General features: G+C 71.6%; 12 protein-coding genes and 1 pseudogene. 2 read left to right on the top strand and 11 right to left on the bottom strand.

Annotated features, from left to right (window positions below; genetic code table 11):
- From ACT3SQ_RS17650 to ACT3SQ_RS17610, 9 genes are all read right to left on the bottom strand, one after another.
- Window positions 1–421: nucleoside/nucleotide kinase family protein (locus ACT3SQ_RS17650; protein WP_444601505.1), on the bottom strand; the 421-nt coding region annotated here is incomplete at its 3' end.
- Complete coding sequence (locus tag ACT3SQ_RS17645) at window positions 411–3,698, bottom strand: UvrD-helicase domain-containing protein (protein ID WP_444502749.1); 3,288 nt, start codon at window positions 3,696–3,698, stop codon at window positions 411–413. The genes ACT3SQ_RS17645 and ACT3SQ_RS17650, both read right to left, overlap by 11 nt.
- On the bottom strand, window positions 3,695–6,442 hold the full coding sequence (locus tag ACT3SQ_RS17640; protein ID WP_441443810.1) for a PD-(D/E)XK nuclease family protein: 2,748 nt from the start codon (window positions 6,440–6,442) through the stop codon (window positions 3,695–3,697). The genes ACT3SQ_RS17645 and ACT3SQ_RS17640 overlap by 4 nt, the downstream gene beginning before the upstream one ends.
- 87 nt (window positions 6,443–6,529) lie before the next feature.
- Window positions 6,530–7,549 (bottom strand): glutaminase A, encoded by a 1,020-nt coding sequence (gene glsA, locus ACT3SQ_RS17635; RefSeq protein ID WP_441443811.1) that lies wholly within the window; start codon window positions 7,547–7,549, stop codon window positions 6,530–6,532.
- 104 nt (window positions 7,550–7,653) lie between these two features.
- On the bottom strand, window positions 7,654–8,712 hold the full coding sequence (locus ACT3SQ_RS17630; protein WP_441443812.1) for a hypothetical protein: 1,059 nt from the start codon (window positions 8,710–8,712) through the stop codon (window positions 7,654–7,656).
- A gap of 75 nt (window positions 8,713–8,787) precedes the next feature.
- Window positions 8,788–9,765, bottom strand: coding sequence for a zinc-binding dehydrogenase (locus tag ACT3SQ_RS17625; RefSeq protein WP_441443813.1), 978 nt, complete (start codon window positions 9,763–9,765; stop codon window positions 8,788–8,790).
- 146 nt (window positions 9,766–9,911) lie between these two features.
- Entirely contained in the window at window positions 9,912–11,081 is a 1,170-nt protein-coding gene (locus tag ACT3SQ_RS17620; RefSeq protein WP_441443814.1) for an SPFH domain-containing protein, read from the bottom strand.
- A gap of 50 nt (window positions 11,082–11,131) precedes the next feature.
- The gene (locus tag ACT3SQ_RS17615; protein ID WP_441443815.1) at window positions 11,132–11,623 is read right to left on the bottom strand and encodes a glutathione peroxidase; all 492 of its coding nucleotides are present in this window, start codon (window positions 11,621–11,623) and stop codon (window positions 11,132–11,134) included.
- A 79-nt stretch (window positions 11,624–11,702) separates the two neighbouring features.
- Window positions 11,703–12,614: a PfkB family carbohydrate kinase gene (locus tag ACT3SQ_RS17610; RefSeq protein WP_441443816.1), complete on the bottom strand. Its 912-nt coding sequence runs from the start codon at window positions 12,612–12,614 to the stop codon at window positions 11,703–11,705.
- 30 nt (window positions 12,615–12,644) lie between these two features.
- On the opposite strand from ACT3SQ_RS17610, the gene ACT3SQ_RS17605 reads away from it, so the two are divergent.
- The gene (locus tag ACT3SQ_RS17605; RefSeq protein ID WP_444502751.1) at window positions 12,645–14,522 is read left to right on the top strand and encodes a penicillin-binding transpeptidase domain-containing protein; all 1,878 of its coding nucleotides are present in this window, start codon (window positions 12,645–12,647) and stop codon (window positions 14,520–14,522) included.
- On the opposite strand, the gene ACT3SQ_RS17600 is transcribed toward ACT3SQ_RS17605, so the two are convergent.
- A complete protein-coding gene (locus tag ACT3SQ_RS17600; RefSeq protein ID WP_444601504.1) occupies window positions 14,523–16,586 on the bottom strand; it encodes an oxidoreductase in 2,064 nt (687 codons plus the stop codon).
- A gap of 91 nt (window positions 16,587–16,677) precedes the next feature.
- Here ACT3SQ_RS17600 and ACT3SQ_RS17595 point away from each other — a divergent pair, with 91 nt between their 5' ends.
- Window positions 16,678–17,295 carry an isochorismatase family protein gene (locus ACT3SQ_RS17595; protein WP_441443819.1) on the top strand — a complete coding sequence of 206 codons (618 nt, stop codon included), beginning with the start codon at window positions 16,678–16,680 and terminating at the stop codon, window positions 17,293–17,295.
- A gap of 1 nt (window position 17,296) precedes the next feature.
- Here the strand turns inward: ACT3SQ_RS17595 and ACT3SQ_RS17590 are convergent.
- Window positions 17,297–17,609 (bottom strand): annotated as a pseudogene (locus ACT3SQ_RS17590) (HNH endonuclease); the annotation flags it as partial.

Genomic DNA, 17,609 nt, shown 5'->3' with positions numbered 1-17,609 from the left:
GGTAATTCCCCTCGGTGATCACCAGCGGCACCTGCGCGGGCACCTCGATCGCGCCAGCCAGCGGCTGCTCGAGATCCCGTTCGAACATCGGCGCCCACACCGGTTCGTCCTGCGGCATCGCCGCCCGCAGCCGCTGCAGCAGCGCCACATAGCCGCTGGCGTCGAAGGTGTCCGGGGCCCCTTTCCGCTCGGCACGACCCAGCCGCGCGAGCGCGACATCTGCCAGATGGAATCCATCCATCGGCACCACCACACAGGACCCCGCCGGCAGCTGCTCGGCCAGCAGTGCGGTGAGGGAGGACTTCCCGGCCCCGGGCGCGCCCGCGATCCCGAGCAGTCGCCGCCCGCCGCTGCGCAGCGCCTCATCCAGCAGCGCACGCGCGGCGTCGACCGCCTGCTCGGCGCTCAGCTCAGCGGGCATGTGCAGCCAGCTCGATCTCGAGCACCTCGCCCCGCAGCGGCAGGTGCATGAGGATCCGATCCGGTACCCGACCCGCCGCGGCCAGCGCCTGTGAATAGGTCGCCATCTGGCCCAGGTACTCCTCGCGCACCTTCGTGACCGGGTCATCTCCCGGATAGGACTTGTGATCCACCAGCACGATCTCCCCCGAGGGCAGGCGCAGCAGGGTGTCGATCCAGCCCTCCATCACCTGGTCGTCCTCGTTCCACCAGCTGATCGGCTGCTCGGTGAGCTCCTCCGCTCCCGGGAAGAGGGCATCGATGTGGTCCAGCCAGGCCTGCCCCGCGCCGATCAGCGCCTCGGCACCGAGCGTGCGCTCCACGCTCCACCGCTGCACCAGCCGTGCTGCGGCACGCTCCCGCTGCTCCGCGTCGAGGGAGCGCAGGGGCAGGGCGAGGTAGCCGTGCACGGCCTCGCCCACCCGCTCCCAGCCCTGACCGCCCGCAGGGACCAACCGCGGCCCGATCCGCACCGGCTCGCGCACCTCTCCCAGCTTCTCACGGGATTCGACCCCGGAGGCCTGGAAGCGTGCCGAGACGCCCCCGGCAGCGACGGGCCGCTGCGGGGACAGGTCGGTCGCCGCCAGCGGGCTGCGCCCCGAATGATAGGAGGGCGAGTCCTCGTCCGTCTCCGTCGCCGTCCCCCGGATCACGGCGGGCAGCGTCACCGGCCCTACCCGGAGCTCCTCGGCGCCCACCTCCCAGCTGAGCAGCGGCTCCTCTCGCGCCTCCGGCAGCAGCGCGTCCAGCACTGGGGCGGAGCCATGGCCGCTGAGCACGGTGACGTCCCGCGCCCGGGTGAGCGCCACGTACTGCAGCCGCCCGGCCTCGTCCCGATCCGTCGCGGCGCTGCGCAGCGCATGCGCGGAACCGGCGAGCCGCTCCTGCAGGGGTGCGAAGCGGGGGAGCACCTTCGGCCAGTAGCGCAGGGAGCGGCCGGCCAGAGGCTGCATCACGTCCAGCTCCTCCGCCGGGACCACGAACACCCCGCTGGTGGCGGCGTGTTCCTTGGCGTCCTGCTGCATCACCACCACTCGGGGCCACTCCAGGCCCTTCGCGCCGTGGATCGTGCCCACCCAGACGGTGCCCGGGGTGCCGGCCAGATCGGGCCCGCGGTCGCTGTCGTCGAGCGCGGCCCGCAGCCCGGTCAGCGTGATCGGGGCGGAGGCCGAGCGAGCCTGATCCGCGTACTCCTTGGCGACCTTGCGCGCAGCGTCCAGGGTGCGCAGGCGCTGGTCCGGGGTGGACCAGGAGCGGATCAGCTCGGGCAGATCGAGGGCGTCGGCCAGCGCCGTGATCATCTCGATGGGGGTGAGTGAGATGCACTCCTCGCGCAGGCTCCGCAGCCCGCCGAGCACATCGGCCTGCCACCACTCACGGAACACCTGGGCTCGAGCGTCATCATCGGGCGCGGCGGTGAGCTCGGAGAACCACCGACCATGCGCAGGATGCCCCGTCAGCAGATCCACCAGCTCGGTGAGGGCCAGGGTGTCGCTGCCGTCGAGGGTCACCGCGAGCGCGGCGCGCAGGATCCGACCCTCCCGGGAGACGAGGAGTGGCACACCCTCGCCGGAGGCGGGGATGCCACGGGCGGTGAGCGCCCCGACCACCTCCGCGGCCTGGGCGTTCGAGCGCACCAGCACGGCCACATCCTCGGGCCCCACCCCGTCATCGCCCAGCAGCGCGAGCACCCCGTCGGCCACTCCGCGGGCGTGCTTGGCCTGCGAGGGCCGACCGCTGTACTGCGGGGTCCAGGCCTCGAGCCTTCCCTCCGGGTGACCGCGCCGGGCTCGCGTCTGCGCGGCGGCGGGCGCCGCGGTGAGCACCACCTGCTCCCGCGGGAGCTTCGGGAAGATCTGGGGGAACACCTGGTTGACCAGCTCGAGCACCGGATCCTGGGAGCGCCAGGAGTGCTTGAGATCATCGACCGTGCCCTCGCCGAGCGTGGAGGAGCCGGCGCGGATCTCCCTGAGCACGCCGAGCATGAGGTCCGGGTCCGCATCGCGGAAGCTGTAGATCGCCTGCTTGGGGTCGCCCACCCAGATCAGGTCCTCGATGAGCTCACCGAGCGCCAGGAACAGGGCGAGCTGGATGGGGGAGGTGTCCTGGAACTCGTCGACCGCGAGCAGCCGGAACCGGGAACGGACGGCGGTCCGGGCCCGCTCGCTGCGGCGCAGCACCTCCAGCGCGAGGACCTCCTGGTCGACGAAGTCCATCAGCCCCAGCTCGTCCTTGTACCGCGCGTAGGCGTCCAGAGAGGTCGCGGCGGTGGACATGACCAGGGTGATCAGCGAGCGGACGTCGGCCAGCAGCTGCGGATTCGAGGGCAGCTCGGCCTCGATCTGCAGCGCGAGGCCCGCCAGAGCGGTGTCGGTGTCCTTGCCGTAGACGTACCCCTTCTCGCCGCCGACGGCTTTGGACGCGGTGACTGCGGCGAGCTTCGCCCACTGCGACCAGGGCGCCCGGTCGCGGCGCTCCAGGGTGCGGCGCAGTGACTCCAGGGCGTCGATCCCCTTGCGCACCGAGTTCAGCGACCCCTTGGCGATCGGTGGCTTCCCGGCACCGGGCGCGGGATCCTCCGAGGCGGCGAGATCGTCCTTCAGCCCGCGGATCGCGGTGTCCAGGCCGCTGAGCCAGGCGGCGCGACGGTCGGCGCCCTCCTCGAGCCTTTGCCCCTGGAACCCGGCTGCCTCGCGGTACTCCTGCCAGGCGGCGTCTGCCGCACCGCGCAGCTGCTGGGCGTCGATGCCGTTGGTGCGGGCCTTCTCCGCGAGGGTGCGCACATGAGCCCGCCAGGACGGCGAGCTGCCAAAGGTGAAGGCCGGGTCCTCCTCACCGTCGTGCTCGGTCCGGGCCAGCAGATCGCTCGCGAGGGAGCCGGCCTCGGCCGCGGCCTCGTCGATCGCGGCGGAGAACGCGGCCCTCTGGCGCACGTCGTCGAGCTCCTGCACGTCGGGCGAGATCCCGAGATCCAGGGCGAACTCGCGCACCAGGCGACCCGCCACCGAGTTGACGGTGCCGATCAGCGCGCTGCCGATGCCCTGGGCGTCATCGAAGCGGTGCTGCTCCAGCAGGGTGCGGTGCACGCGGTCGACCAGCTCGGATGCGGCCTTGCGGGTGAAGGTGGTCGCGATCAGCTGGGAGGGATGCAGGCCATCCCGGATGCGGCCCGCGATCTCGTGGGTGAGCCGGTGGGTCTTGCCGGAACCCGCCGAGGCGTTGATCAGGGTGAAGCTCATCGTCCGTCTCCGATCAGCCCGCACAGCTGGGCGTAGTCTCCGATGCCGCAGTGGTCCTCGACCAGCACCCGCCCGCGCCCTCGGGCCGCCTCACGGGCCTTCCCGATCGCAGTGCGGCGCTTGGCATAGGGGGCGTCGGTGTCCAGGCCTGCTCCGTCGAGCAGGCTCCGACAGCCGAGCCGCACCTGCCCCGTGGCGATCTCGTCGAGCGCCTCGGAGGCGCTCGCGAGCATCCGCTCCCAGGCGTCACCGACATCCATCGGAGCACGACGGTGCGGATCCAGGGCCCGGTCCGCGGCGACGAACTCCCCGCTGCGCAGCAGGAAGTAGCCGACCTCCGCCGACTCCCCAGCACCCACGCCCTCCTGGGCGAGAGACCAGGCGTAGGTGGCGAGCTGGATCGCGTCACCGCTGTCGTACAGATCGGCGTAGCGCCGCAGGCTGCTGGTCCATTTGAGATCTAGGATCAGGGGGTTCCCGACGGCGTCGAGGGCGTCGACGTCCCGCGAGCCGGCGATCACCACCGGATGCGGCCCAGTCTTCAGCGGCAGCTCGAGCGGCAGCTCGAAGCGGGTCTCGGTACCGGTGATCTGCAGCCCCGCGGCGGCGGTGCGCCCGAACAGCTCGGCGAGGGAACGGCGGGCCCGGCCGCGGATCTCGGCGCGCTCGGCGGAGCGCCCGGGCAGGTCCAGCTCGGAGGCGAGCTGCGGGACGAGCTGGTCGAACACCTCCTCGATGCGCTCACCCGACGGGGGCGTCAGCGAGCGGCCACGCTCCTGGACGAGGGTCTCCACCACCGCATGGACCAGGGTGCCGATCATCCGTGGGCCGGTGGGCAGGGCCGCGACGGAGGCCGGGCGGATCTTCAGCGCATACTCGAGCACCCAGCGGTGCGGGCAGGCGATGAGCGTGTCGAGCTGGCTGTAGGAGACGCGGCTAGGCAGCAGGTGGGTGAGGTCCCCGGCCGAGCGCTCTGCGGAGGTGTCGGGGGAGGGATGCTCCTCGGCGGGGACCTGCACCTCGAGGCTGCGGCCCGTAAGCGACCAGCGGTCCCCGCTGACCAGCGACTCCGGGGTGAGCCGGTCACCCTCGGTGCGCCCGGCGTCGGTCTCGAGGCGCGCGAGCAGGCTGCTGGGCCGCCCGGCCTCCTCGAGCCGCCGCCCCGGCAGCACCGCGACCACAGTGCCCGCCCCGGCCATTCCCGCGGACCCGGCCTCGACCCGCAGGGCGGCGAGGGCCTCGGGCGCGAGCAGATGAGCCCCGGCAGCGGTCAGCGCGGCGGCCTCCCCCTGATCCCAGACCACCGGCGGCGTGACCTCGTCCGCCTCCGGTCCCCACCACAGCACGGTGCCGCCGGTGGCGGGCAGCTGGGCGGGGCGGGTGGTCACGGTCCATTCCGCGACCTCGCGGCGGGCGAGGCTCGAACCGCCTCCGCCACCGCAGGCATCGATGACCTGCTGCAGGGTGCGGCGGCTGAGCGTGGTGGAGGGGTCGAGCATCCCGAGCACCTGGCGCAGCGTCTGCACCTGGGTGAGGCTCGCCCGCAGATCGCTGTCGCGGTGGCCAACGGCACGCAGCCTGTCCGCGAGCCAGCCCAGGCGGGTGGACAGCGCTTCGGGGCGCAGGGCCTCGGCCGGGAGCGGGTCGCTCACCAGGCGGTCGATCTCGCGGGCGGAGACCATCACCTTCGCCGCATCCTCGCGCTCCTCGAGCCGGGCGAGGGCCGCCCGCCAGGCCGGACCGCCCACTCCGGGCTCGCTCGCCAGTGCGCGCAGCAGGGCCCGGCGCACCGGGGCCGGCACCAGCCCGATCGGATCTCCCTCGGGCTCGAGCGCGGGCAGTACCCGCAGATCCAGCAGCGCGGCGAGCTGATGGACGTCCACCGGGGCGATCGCGACGTCGAGGTACAGCCCCAGCACCTGGTGAGAGGCACGGTCGGTCGAGCTCTCCACGGCGCCGACGGCGGGCAGGCCCCGGCGGTGCAGGGCGGCGTCGAGCACGGCGGTGTCCGTGGTGGCCAGCAGGTGCAGCCCCTCCCGCGGCCCGGCGGAGAGGTAGCGGGCGGCGACATCCGCCGCGGTCCACTCATCGCGGCACTGGACCACGACCACCTCGGGCCGCCCACCCGCTCGGGCTTCCGCCCGGGTGACCCCGACCCCGGCCCTGCCCAGCAGCTCGAGCAGCCGCGGCCACAGGCCGGGCAGGGCTGCAGGGTCCTCCTGCGCCACCAGCTGCTGGATCCCCAGCGGCCAGCCGACGGCCCCGAGCTCGAGCTCGGCCACCATCTCGGCGAGGTCGTCGGCCGCGCCCGGGGCGAGCGTGGCGGGATTCCCCGCGGCGTCGGTCGTGCCGACCATCCCCACCACCGCACGGCGCTCGATCGTGGCCAGTGCCGCGAGCCGCGGCGGCAGGATGGTGCCCTTCGGATCCGGACTCCAGCCGGCCTCCACCGCGGCGTCGCGCCAGCGCAGCAGCTGCCGGGCGGTGCTCCACGGGTCCAGGGCGAAGGAGCGAGCAGGCCAGAACTGCGCCTTGTCGGTAGGCGACTCGATACATTGCTCGATGAGCCGCAGGTACTGCGCGATCCGCACCGCCTGATCGACGGCGGGCCGGGTCAGCCCGAGCCTGGTCTGCAGAAGCCCGAGCAGCCCGCGCGGCCCGATCCTCACCTGCCCGGTCATCCCGCCGGAGGCGGCGTCGGCCCAGGAGGCGCCGTCGAGGGACCAGCCGAACTCGATCCGCATGCAGATGCTCCTCCGTCGCAGGTGGCGGGCTCCGGTGGCGACCGCGCTCCCACCTTAAGGGAGGGTGCCGACGTCCGGGCGGCGGCGTCACTCGCGAGTCGCGGCGCCCTTGACCGGGTGTGGGAGCGAGGCGAAGAGGTTCAGACCGAGAGCCCGGGAGAGGAAGGCGCAGGCTCGCTGCCCGCGGACGCTGTTGCCCGCAGCATCCAGGGGCGGGGAGAAGGTGCCGAGCGCGCCCTTGCCGGGGGCGATCGCGACGATGCCGCCGGAGACTCCGGACTTCGCGGGCAGCCCGATCTCGAACAGCCATTCCCCGGAGGTCTCGTACATGCCGCAGGCGGCGAGCACCGACAGGGTGTCCCGGCAGACCTCCGCCGAGACCACGCGCTGCCCGGTGACGGGATTGACGCCGCCGTCAGCGAGGGTCGCGCCCATCACCGCGAGGTCATCGGCCGTGACCAGCAGCGAGCACTGCCGCGTGTAGACGTCGACGATCTCGGCCGGGTCCCCCAGGAGCCGTCCGTAGGAGGTCAGCAGATCCGCGATTCCCTGATTGCGGTGGTTCGACGCGGATTCAGACGCGAGCACGCGCTCATCCAGCTCGAGCCGACGCCCGGCGAAGCGGCTGAGCCCCTCCCGCACCGCCTCCCACTTCTCCTCGGCGCTGTCCCCGGGCATCAGTGCAGTGGTGGCGATAGCTCCGGCATTGACCATGGGGTTCATCGGGCTGCCGTGGTTGAGCTCGAGGGCGATCACCGAGCTGAAGGGGAGGCCGGTGTTGTTGACGCCGACGATCCGATGCACCTCCTCGTGGCCGATCTCCTCGCACACCAGCGCGAGCACGAAGGCCTTCGAGATCGACTGGATCGAGAAGGGGACCTGCGAATCCCCGACGCGGTGCACGGTGCCGTCGACCTCGGTGAGCGAGAGGCCGAACAGTGCGGGATCCGCCTCCGCGAGGGCGGGGATGTAGTCCGCGACGACCCCGGCCTGCTCGCCCGCGTAGCGCTCATGGGCCTCGAGGAGGAGGCCGGCGACGCGGGACTCGGCGGGCAGGTCGCCGGTCAGCGCTCGCTGCGGAACATCGAGCGCATCGGTCTCGAACACAGCTGCCCTCTTCATCGGCGCGCCGCAGTGAACAGCGCTCGGACCACGACACTACGCGTGCGGATACGCGAAGGGAACCGCAACCCCGAGTCCGTCAGCGGCTGTCAGCGGTTGAACGGATCGTCCGCGCGCACGCCCCAGCTGAACCCGCGCTCATAGAGCACCATCGCGGAGTCGTCCGGAGCGAGCACCAGGTCCTGCCCCTCGCCGCTCACGCGCAGCGTGCCGTCGGCCTGCTCCTCGAGCGTCAGCGTGAGCGCGACGGGCTCGATCGCGGAATGCTCCTGCAGCGGTGTGCCCTGCTCGCGCAGCGGACCGAGCGACAGCTCGACGGTGTCCGGCCCGGTGCGCTGGTAGCTGCCGGTCAGCAGCTCACCGTTCGCCTGGCGGAGCTGCACCGCGGAGCGGCCGTCGTACTCCACCTCGCCGAAGGCGAGTGCGCTCCATCGTGTGTCCTCGTGCAGCTGCGCGGCGGGTTCGGCGGCATCCTCCTGCACGGTCCACACCCCGGCCGGTGAGGACTCGTCGACGCTCCGCTCGGGATACATCGCGCTGACACCCCAGCCCAGCACGACCACCAGCGCGAGCGCGGCGATCGGGCCGGCGATGTTCGTGATCCGGGCGGCGGGGCGCCACGGCACCAGCGTGGGCAGCGGGCCCTTCCCGATCTCCCCGTGGCCCAGGAACGCCTTGGCCAGTCGCGGCATCCAGGGGATCAGCACGAGCAGCGCCATCACCAGCAGCGCGAGGGCGATCTGTTTGACGGGGACGTCGTAGCCGAGGTTCAGCACCAGCACCAGCGCCATCGATCCGGCGGAGATCGCCGCTCCCAGCGGCACCGAGCGCCGCCACAGCAGAGCGATCGCGGCGCCCCATTCGGCCAGGCCCCCCAGGAACTGGAACAGCGGGGAGAAGGCGACCAGCCTCCACAACATCCCCATCGGGCTCATCTCACCCTGGGTGATCAGCGCATCGCCCATATCGGCGACCCCGAACTGACCGAGCACGAGCTTCGCGTAGCCGTAGTAGAGCATCGCCGCCGCGAGCAGCAGACGCACGCTGCCGTGCGCCCACCAGCCCAGGGTCACGGCGGCGGTGCGGGCCAGCCGCTTCTCGGCGGAGTAGTCGGCGGTACCCGCAGGGGAGGCGGCAGAATCGTTCATGCCCCCAGCTCATCGCAGAGGCCGACCCCGCAGGAAGCTCCCGTGGGGTGGGCCCGATACGACTTTCGGAGGAGATCAGCCCTCGTAGCTCGCCACGTATCGCCCGATCACGCCGCCTGCGCGGAGCTTGTCGATCGCCGCGGGGATCTCCGCGTGGGTGATGTGGTTGATCGGCGGGTTCAGCTCCCCGGAGGCCATCAGCTCGTAGAGTCCCTCGAGATCTTCCTTGGTGCCGGAGTTCGAGCCCTTGATCGTGAGCTGCTTGGTGATCAGCTCATAGGTGTTCAGGGGTGCTTCGAGCTTCCCCATGCCCACCTGCACGAAGGTGCCGAACTTGGCGAGTGCCTCGAGGCCCTGCGCGGTGGTGGTGCCGAAGCCGGCATAGTCCACGACCAGCTCGAGGCCCAGGTCCGAGAACTCGGTGATCGACTCGGCGACCCCGGCCAGGCCGATCTCGTCGGCGAGCTCGCGGGTCTCGGGGTTGATCTCGGCGCCGTACACCTCGGCCCCGGCGAGTGCGGCGACGCGGGCACCGATGTACCCGAGCCCGCCCAGGCCGATCACACCGACCTTCATGCCGGGCGTCGCGCCGCCGAGGGTCATGATCGCGTGGTACGCGGTCAGGCCCGCATCGGTGGCCATCGCTCCTAGGTCGAAGGAGACGGCGTCGGGGAGCCTCACGAGGTTGTCCTCGGTCGCTCGGAGCTTCGGACCGAAGCCGCCGTCCCAGGGGCCGTAGCCGAGCGCGGTGCCGTCGGACATCATCGGCGCCAGGCCCACCCGGTCGCCGACCTTCCACTGCTCCATGCCCTCGCCCACCTGGCTGATGACGCCGGCGGATTCGTGGCCCATGGTGCGGGGGAGGCCCTGCTGGAACAGCGCCATCCAGCCCTCGTCATCGAGCGCGGCCACGTCGGAGTGGCACACGCCCGTGGCCTTGACGTCCACGACGACCTCTCCGGGGCCCGCCGTGGGCTCCTCGACCTCGTTCAGCTCAAGAGGCTTTCCGGTACCGGTGAACTGCCATGCCTTCATCGTGAATCGCTCCTTCATGCGTCGACGTTGATGCTCTCGAATCTACATGAACTTTCAATCACGTGTCGGGCCATAGGTCCCGCGGCGGACGGGACGCTGCAGCTCAGAGCTGTGCGAACCCTCGCGCCCGTCCAGCGCGGCGACCCCCTCCAGAGAGCGATCGGTCAGCCCTGGTTCGCGCTGCCCGGGTGCGTCCACGGCGGGACGCTCCCACCGGGGTAGCCGTTCGGGGCCTGCCGAGGCGGCTGAGCCTGCTGGGCCTGCTGGGCCTGCTGCCTCGCCTCACGGGCACGCTGCTCGGCCTGCGCCCGGGCTCGCTCGGCCCGCTGCTGCTCCTGCTCCCGGAGCTGCTCGGCGGAAATGCGCTTGCGGGAGTCGGCGTCGGCGACATCGGCGTCCTGGCTGGCCGCGGCCGCTGCCTGCGACTGCAGCATCGCGGTGCGGATCTCGTCGCCCATGGTGCCCACGGCGCCCGGGTTCGAGGGCAGGTAGAGCACGTTGGAGCGGGCGTTGCGCGCCACGTCCTGCATGGTGTCGAAGTACTGCGTCATCAGCAGCAGCTGCTCGGCGGAGTTCTCGATGCCGACCTTGCGGAGCATCTCGTACTGCTCGGCGATGCCGAGGGCGATCGCCTTGCGCTGGGCGGCGACGCCCTCACCCTGGAGGCGCTTGGACTCGGCTTCGGCCTCAGCCTGGGTGACGCGCTTGATCTTGTCCGCCTCGGCGAGGGACTGGGCGGCGACCCGGTCGCGCTGGGCGGCGTTGATGGAGTTCATCGAGTCGCGCACCCGCTGGTCCGGGGAGATGTCCTGGACCAGGGTGTTGATGATGTTGAAGCCGAACTTCTGCATCGAGGTCGCGAGGGTCCGCTCTACGCTGCTGGCGATGTCGTCCTTGGACTCGAAGGCCTGATCCAGCTCGAGACCGGACAGCGCCGAGCGCACCGTGTCGAAGACGTACGAGCGGATCTGCGCCTCGGGGTTCGACAGCTCGTAGTACGCCGCGACGACCTGGTCCTTCTCGATCTGGTACTGGACCGCGACCGGCACGTTGACGAACACGTTGTCCTTGGTCTTGGACTCGATGTTCACCTCGAGCTGCTGCACGCGCAGCGAGACCGGCTTGGTGATGTTGTCGATGAAGGGGGTCTTGAAGTTCAGGCCGGCGTGCGCGACGCGCTTGAACTTGCCGAAGCGCTCGACGATGACGGCTTCCTGCGTATGCACCGTGAACATCAGCGAGGTGCGCAGACCGCCGAACAGCAGCGCCCCCACGATCACGAGGAAGATCAGGAAGCCGAAGCCGAGGACGAGGAAGAGGATGACGCCTTCCATGAGGGCACCTTTCAGGTAGGTGGTGGGTTGTGACCCACGCTACCAACCCTTCATGGGCGCTGGCCCAGTTCGGCCTCGATGCGCCGGGCGATGCGCGAGGGCGGCACCGGCGGAGCGTAGCGGCGCAGCACCTTCCCCTCGCCGTCTATGAGGAACTTGGTGAAGTTCCAGGCGATGCGCCCGCCGATCACCCCGGCCTTCTGCGTGCACATCCACTGCCACAGAGGATGAGCGGACGGGCCGTTGACATCGATCTTCGAGAACAGCGGGAAGGTGACCTCGTAGCTCGAGGTGCAGATCTCCTGGATCTCGTCATCGGCCCCGGGCTCCTGATGGAACTGGTCCGAGGGGAAGCCGAGCACGGTGAAGCCGTGCGCGGAGAAGCGGTCATGCAGCTCCTGCAGACCGGTCAGCTGCGGCGTGAAGGCGCACAGCGTGGCCGTGTTGACGACGAGGACCAGGCGCCCGCGGTACTCACTCATCGCCCGGAGCTCGCCGTCGATGGTGAGCGCCGTGAAATCGTGGAAGGTCGGGTCGGCCATGGTCTCCTGACTCGGATCAGAGGGTGATGTGCGCCTCCATCCTAGATCCGGACCCTGATCAGAAGCAGGGACTTAGCGCTCAGGAGAGGAACGCATCGACCTCGGCCCGGGTGGGGCAGCTCTCCGTGCCGTGGCGGGTCACCGCGATCGCGGCGGCGGCGTTGGCCCGGGTCGTCGCGGACTCCCAGTCGGCGCCGAGCGCCCGCTCGGCCAGCATCACCCCGGTATGGGTGTCGCCCGCACCATTGGTGTCCACCGCCTTCTGCGGGAAGGCGGGGATCTGGGTGCCCCGGCCGTGGTGGAACACCAGGCAGCCGCGATCACCGTCCCGCACCACCACCACCGCACCGGGGGCGAGACGTCGACGGATCGCCTCCGGGGTGTCCTCGAGGTCGTCGAGATCGGTGAGCGCCCGCGCCTCGTCGGCATTCGAGGTCCACACCGTGGTGCGCGCCAGCATCCGCCGCTGGATCTCACGGGGGAAGCTCGCGAAGGGGTCGCCCGGGTCGAGCACCACATCCACCCCGTCAGGCAGGGCGTCGAGGAACTCGAGCAGCGGATCGCGGGTCGGCTCGAACAGGCTGTATCCCGAGACGCACACCAGGTCTCCGGCCTGCGGGTCCAGCGTCGCCAGGGACTCAGCGGTGATCTGCCGCTCTGCCCCGTACACGGTGAGGAAGGTGCGTTCGGCCGACGGTTCGAGCAGCACCGTGCAGTAGCCGGTATCCGCCTCGGGACGGATCGCGTCCGAGAGGGTCACGCCGTCTCGTGCGAGCGACTCGCGGATCAGGTCGCCGTGCGGGCCGGTGCCGTGGGCTCCGCCGTGCACCGCGACCGCGCCGGTGCGGGCGGCGGCGATCAGCGTGGTCACCGCGCCTCCGGCGTACCAGCGCTCGCTGCGGGCATTGGCGTTGCCGCCGCGTGGGGGCAGCTCGTCGATCTCCAGGATGACGTCGACGAGCGCTTGGGCGGTGTGGAGCACTCGGGGCATGCGCACGAGTGTAGGTGGGAGCATGGGCCCATGGCCTCCTCTTCGACCCGCCGAGCCCCCCTGCTCATCGTGATCGCCGTGCTCGCGATCGCCGCCCTCGTGGTGGCCGGTCTGCTCTGGCGCGACCGGCTCGGCGGGGGCGAGGAGGAGGCGGAGGCGCTCGCCGCCGCACTCGCCCGGGCCGATGCCCCCGAGCATCAGCGCATCCTCGGCCCGCTCATCGAGGCGAGCGGTGCCGCCCCGCAGGTCGAGCTCGTCGACGCCGGGACGGCGGAGGACGGGGCGCGCACTGCGACTCTCGCCTGGACCTGGACCCTCCCGGACGACGCCGGCACCTGGGAATACACCACCGAGGCGACCCTGCGCCGCGGCGAGGACGGCTGGGCGGCGGAGCTCCGCCCCGAGGTGTATGCCCCGGGCCTGGGCGGGCAGGAGCATCTGGACCTCGTGACGGTGCAGGCGAAGCTCGGCACCGTCACCGATCGTGACGGCGACATGCTGTACGGGGAGCTCCCGGTGAAGGTGCTGGGCCTGGACAAGACCCAGCTCGAGGAGGACGAGCAGGAGGGCGCGGCCCGCGATCTCGCCGGGCTGCTGGGCACCGACCCCGACCGCTACGCCCAGGCAGTCGCCGACAACGGCCCCGAGGCCTTCGTCCCCGCCCTCACGATCCGCGTCGAGGCCGAGGGGGAGTACCCGCTGGAGGACGCCGCGCAGATCACCGGCTTCCGCGCGCTCGAGCAGAACCGACCCCTCGCCGTCGAGCGCGACGTCGCCCCCGGGGTGCTCGGCTCCCTGCGTGAGGCGAGCGCCGAGGACATCGAGAAGTCCGAGGGCGAGCTCGTCGCCGGGGATCTGGTCGCCAGCGGCGGCGTGGTCGCCGCCCGGCACGACGCGCTCGTCGGCACCGACGGCTCCGAGGTGGTCGCGGTGGCCGACGACGGCGGTGAGCAGCGCTCCCTGCACCGGGTCGATCCGCTCGACGGGGTGGCGGTCCCCACGACTCTCGACTCCGGTCTGCAGAGCCGGGCCACGGCGGCGATCGCCGATGCGGAGTCGCCGGCCGCGGTGATCGTGCTGCAGCCCTCCACCGGCGACGTCCTGGCCTCCGCCCTCGGGCCCACCGGCCAGTCCTATCCGGTGGGTCTCGTCGGCCAGTACGCCCCCGGGTCCACCTTCAAAGCGGTCACCGCCCTCTCGCTGCTGCGGGCGGGCCTGACCCCGGACAGCGAGCTGGAGTGCCCTGAGACGGCGACCATCGACGGCGCGAGCTTCAAGAACGCCGACTCGATGAACCCGTCCCTGTTCGGCACGATGCCGCTGCGCAGCGTCATCGCGCATTCCTGTAACACGGCCCTGCTGCTGCAGCACGACACGGTGGACCAGCCTGCGCTCGCCGACGCCGCCACCACTCTGGGGATCGGGCAGGAGGCGCCGGAGGGCCTGGAGGCGTTCATGGGATCCGTGGATCCGGAGGACACGGGCACCGAGCATGCCGCCGCGATGATGGGCCAGGGCCGGGTGCTCACCTCGCCGCTGTCCATGGCGGTGGTGCTCGGGAGCGTCCAGAACGGCGCCACGGTGGCCCCGCGGATCCTCGCCGACGTCGATCCGATGACCACTGAGGTGCCGCATCCGTTGACGGCCGAGGAGACCTCGCAGATGCAGGAGATGCTGCGCGGCGTGGTCACCGACGGCAGCCTCCGCGACTTCGCGGGCCTGCCCGGCGAGCCGGTCATCGGCAAGACCGGCACCGCGGAATGGACCAACGCGGAGGGCGAGCTGAAGCTCCACTCCTGGGTGATCGTCGCCCAGGGCGACCTCGTCGTCGCAGCCTTCGTCGAGGACGGCAGCTACGGCTCCGTCACCGCCGGGCCGATCGCCCGTGAGGTGCTCGAGGGCGCCTAGCTAGAGCCCAGCGGCGACCTCGACAGCCTGACGGATCGCGCGCTCGGCGTCGAGCTCCGCGGCGACGTCGGCCCCGCCGATCACGTGCACGCGGGGTGAGCGACCCTTGCGCGCGGCGGCGATCTCGTCGGCCAGGACGTTGACGCTGACCTGCCCGGCGCAGACCACCACGGTGTCCACCTCGAGCACCCGGGCCTCCTCCCCCTCGAGGATGTGCAGGCCCTGCTCATCGACGTGGCGGTAGGTGACGCCGCGGTGCTGGATCACGCCGGCGTGGCGCAGCTCCGCGCGGTGCACCCAGCCGGTGGTGCGGCCGAGCCCGGCCCCGATCCGGGTCTCCTTGCGCTGCAGCAGGTGGACCTCGCGCCGCGGCTCCTCGGCGGGCCGGGCGGTGACGCCGCCGCGATGCTCCTCGTCGGCCTCCACCACACCCCAGTGCCGCTTCCAGGTGGCCACATCGAGCGTGGGGGAGGGACGTGGTGCGCTGAGGAACTCGGCGACGTCGACCCCGATCCCGCCGGCACCGATGATCGCGACCCGGTCCCCGGCCTCGGCCCGCCCCTCGAGCAGATCGGCGTAGCTGATCACCTGCGGCCCACCCGTCGCCGGCAGCTCGATCTCGCGCGGGGTGACCCCGGTGGCGACGATGACGTCGTTGAAGCCGAGCAGATCGCGACCCGTCGGCCGCGTCTCCAGCCGGATCCCGACCCCGGCCGCTGCCAGCCGCATCCGCCAGGACTGCAGCGCCTGTGCGTAGTCCTCCTTGCCGGGGATGCGCGCGGCCAGACGCAGCTGCCCGCCGATCTCCGAGGTCGCCTCGAAGAGGGTCACGATGTGGCCGCGCTCGGCGGCGGCGAGAGCGGCCTCGAGCCCGGCGGGCCCCGCGCCGACCACGGCGACCTTGCGGGCGCGGCGCTCGATCACGGGCTTCAGCACCAGCTCCGTCTCGTGCCCGGCGCGGGGGTTCACCAGACAGCTGGCCCGCTTGCCATCGAACACCTTGTCCAGGCAGGCCTGGTTGCAGGAGATGCAGGCCACGACCTGGTTCGCGCGGCCCTCCGCGAGCTTGTTCGGCAGCTGCGGATCCGCCAGCAGCGGGCGCGCCATCGAGATCAGATCCGCCTGGCCGTCGGCGAGGACCTGTTCGGCGACGGTGGGGTCGTGTATCCGGTTCGAGGCGATCACCGGCACGTCCACCAGCTCGCGCAGGGCGGCGGTGTTCTCGGCGAAGGCCGCGCGCGGCACGGAGGTGACGATGGTGGGCACCCGCGCCTCATGCCAGCCGATCCCGGAGGAGAGTACATCCACGCCGCGCTCGACGAGTCCCTGGGCGAGGGCGGTCGTCTCCTCCCAGGTCTGGCCGCCGGGGACCAGGTCCAGCAGGGAGAGGCGGTAGCTGAGCAGGGCGTCGGGGCCGATCGCTTCGCGCACGGCAGCAGCCACGGCGAGCGGCATCGTCCGTCGGCCGTCTGCGCCGCGTCCCCAGCGGTCTCGGCGACGGTTGGTGGCCGGGGCCAGGAACTGGTTCAGGAGGTAGCCCTCGGAGCCCATGATCTCGACGCCGTCGTAGCCCGCCTCGACGGCCCGCTGTGCAGCCTCGGCGAAGTGCTCGACGGTGCGGCCCACTCCGCGCCGGGTCAGGCGCCGGGCCCGGAAGGGGGACAGCGGCGACTTCCCGGCGGCGGAGGAGGCGGCCAGGGGGTGGAAGGCGTAGCGACCCGCGTGCAGCAGCTGCAGGATGATCCGACCGTCGGCCTCATGGACCTCGCGGGTGATCACGCGGTGGCCGCGCAGGGTGCGCGTGTCGGCCTGGGCTCCGCGCGGGGTGAGCCGACCGGTGCGGTCGGGGGAGAAGCCGCCGGTCACGATCAGCCCGGCACCACCTCGGGCGCGCTCGCCGAGATAGGCGGCGAGCTTCTTGACGTCGCCCGGGCGGTCCTCGAGGCCGACGTGCATCGAGCCCATCACGATGCGGTTGCGCACCTCGAACGGACCCAGATCCAGCGGCGAGAGCAGCCGGGGGTAGGTGCGGGGCGCGATCGGGTGGGGAAGCGACGCTGACATGCGAGCGATTGTGCCAGGCTCCGAGGAGATGGGGTTCAACGGGGCACTGCGTACGCTGGGCGGACCCCCTGTCACCGGAGCGAGGAGTGCCATGTCGTCGCGCATGCTGATCATCGTCGATGTCCAGAACGACTTCTGCGAGGGCGGTGCGCTCGGCGTCGACGGGGGTGTCGAGGTCGCACGGAAGATCGCCGAGCAGGTGCGGGTCCATGGTGCCGGGTATGACCGCATCCTCGTCAGCCAGGACTGGCATCGCGGGGACACGGACAATGGCGGGCACTTCGCGGTGCCGCCCGCAGAGCCGGATTTCTCCGAGACCTGGCCAGTGCACTGCGTCGCGGACACCGAGGGTGCGGCGCTGCATCCGGAGGTCGCGGCGCTCGCTGCCGAGCTGGGGGAGCGGCTCGAGATCGTGCGGAAGGGGCAGGGGATCCCGTCGTACAGCGTGCTCGAGGGGATGGTCGTCGCGACGGGGGAGCACGTGGCTCCGCTGATTGCCGAGGCGGAATGGGAGCGGATCGACGTGGTGGGATTGGCGTACGACTTCTGCGTACGTGCCACGGCACTCGGCGCGGCAGAGTCCGGTGCACCGGTGCGGGTGCTGCGGGATCTCACTGCGGCGGTGCACCCGGCGCGGATCCCTGCCCTCGAGGAGGAGCTGTCCAGCGCCGGGGTCGATGTCATCGTCGCGCCGGGCCGTACTGCCTGATCTAGAACGGTGGTTCGGTTTCGTCGTGGGTGGGGTTGGGTGGGATGATCCGGCGTCCTCCGCGGTGGGAGTAGGCCTTTGCCCATGCGGCACGGCGCTGCTCGGCGGCTCGTTCCTGACGGGGTCTGGTGTTCTCTTCGGCGTGGAGACGTAGCGCGTCTTCGTGGGCGCGTTCGTAGGCACGCCAGTCCCGTTGGAGGATCTTCGCCAGTCGTGGGGTGAGCAGGTCGGTGTTCTCACTGGCTCGTATCCGAATGTCCCGGCCGATATCCCAGGTCGTCTCCAATGGCCCGGCGGTGGTGGTCCCGTCACCA

The sequence above is a fragment of the Brachybacterium sp. AOP42-C2-15 genome, assembly GCF_052377065.1.
GTDB lineage: Bacteria > Actinomycetota > Actinomycetes > Actinomycetales > Dermabacteraceae > Brachybacterium.
This window is presented reverse-complemented; position numbering and strand designations above follow the sequence as displayed.